2 protein-coding genes are annotated in these 1,754 nt (G+C 33.7%); both read left to right on the top strand.

From position 1 onward, the window contains the following. Window positions 1-391: 391 nt before the first annotated feature. Window positions 392-1,504 (top strand): GTPase, encoded by a 1,113-nt coding sequence (locus tag T515_RS16120; RefSeq protein WP_036613606.1) that lies wholly within the window; start codon window positions 392-394, stop codon window positions 1,502-1,504. Between the two features lies 1 nt (window position 1,505). Further along, window positions 1,506-1,754 (top strand): GTPase (locus T515_RS16115; protein ID WP_036613603.1); only part of this gene is annotated, 249 nt, incomplete at its 3' end.

Genomic DNA, 1,754 nt, shown 5'->3' with positions numbered 1-1,754 from the left:
TCCTCCGTAAAGCACATATATAAGAAAATATCCTCTTCTTTTTTGGCTAAACCTATTTGGATTTTACTAAAGGATAGTTACAACTAAGGTTGAAATCTAATAAATTATCAAGTTTTTGTCGACAAAATAGTTGCGCATATTACATTGAGAAAGATTTGACGGGCTAATTGAAAGAGATTGAATCATCATGAAAAACCTAGTTCTAATAAAAAAGAAAATTGTCATAATGACTTTGAGATACGGTAGTACTTGAAGTTGAATATCGTATTTCAAAAGGTACTGGAAAGATAGTTTTTTTGAGTAAGATATAAATGAATAAACTAGTGTGCGTAAATTCAACATGGATACAAGTGTCGGATATTTTGAATATAAAACTTTAATAGGAGAAAGTATGGATTTCAGAGAAGAATTTGAGAATAATTGGAGAGACTTTCAAGTAGTTAATAAAGGAAAAGTAGTTCCGACTATTATGATACTTGGAATAAGTGGGGCAGGAAAATCGAGCCTTATCAACGATATATTCGGAGGTGATATAGCGAAAGTATCTGATGTTATGCCGATGACAGAAGGCTTCAAAATCTACAAAGGTTCAGATTATGGTAGGAATATAAACTTGATAGATAGTGCAGGTTATGAAATTAATCAGGGGAACACATACTGTGATTCTATAAAAGATATTGTAGATCATGGAATAGATGGTGTTGATGTACAGGCGCTTTGGTATTGTTTGCCAATAGTAAATAAGCGAATTGAAGAAATGGATATTGAAAACATCAATTGTCTTTGTGAATCAGGAAAAATCAAAGGAAGGCTTTGCATCGTCCTGACTAAATGTGATGAAGATACCGAAGACGGTGAGATAGCGAGATCATTTAAGGAAATCATTAAAAGATCTTGCAAAGATAATATCCAATGTTTTGAAACAAGTACGTCTAATGAAATTAATGATCCGTTGCAGATGGACGAACTAATAAATTGGTCTGCATCTGTAATAGATGATGAAGATATAAGAGATATGTTTATATCTGCTCAGATGAAAAATCTGAATGTAAAGAAAAAATCTGCGAACCAAATCATTAACCAGTCTTCTATAGCTTCAGCTGCAGTTGGAGCAACACCAATACCATTTTCTGATGCTGCTTTGCTCGTCCCGATTCAAGTAAGAATGGTTTCGAAAATAATAGATATTTATGGAGTAACAGGTCTAGCTTCAATATCTACGGCACTAGTTGGAGATGTAATTATCACTCAGATTGGAAAATCCATTGTAGGAGGAATACTAAAATGTTTTCCTATAATAGGAGCTGCGGCTGGAGGAGCTATTAATGCCGCTGTCGCTACCGGAATCACTTTTGCCATTGGACAAGCTGTTTCGGAAATCTGTTACAACAGTGTAAATAAATATATGAACGGCGAAGAGGTATATTGGGATAAATTGTTTGATGATGAGTTACTCATGGGATTGATTCAAAAATACTTAAATCTTAATAATCTGGAGAATTAGCATGAACAAAGATTATTGTGCAAAAATAATGCTGTTAGGTAGAACAGGAGAAGGGAAGTCGTCTTTTATCAATTACCTTCTTCAGAGTGATGTTTGCAAAACTAGTGCGACAGAACCATGTACTATGGCATTTGATTGTTATGACTATGAGCTAACGAATGGAATGCCTATACGCATTTATGATTCAAGAGGACTTGAGACAAAAGATTTTGAAAATATAAAAGATCAGTTAATTGAGTTTATTTCAACA

The organism is Oribacterium sp. P6A1, assembly GCF_000702885.1.
In the GTDB taxonomy this organism is placed as follows: Bacteria; Bacillota; Clostridia; order Lachnospirales; family Lachnospiraceae; genus Oribacterium.
The sequence above is the reverse complement of the archived record's forward strand: the minus strand, read 5'-3'. Positions and strand labels throughout refer to the sequence as shown.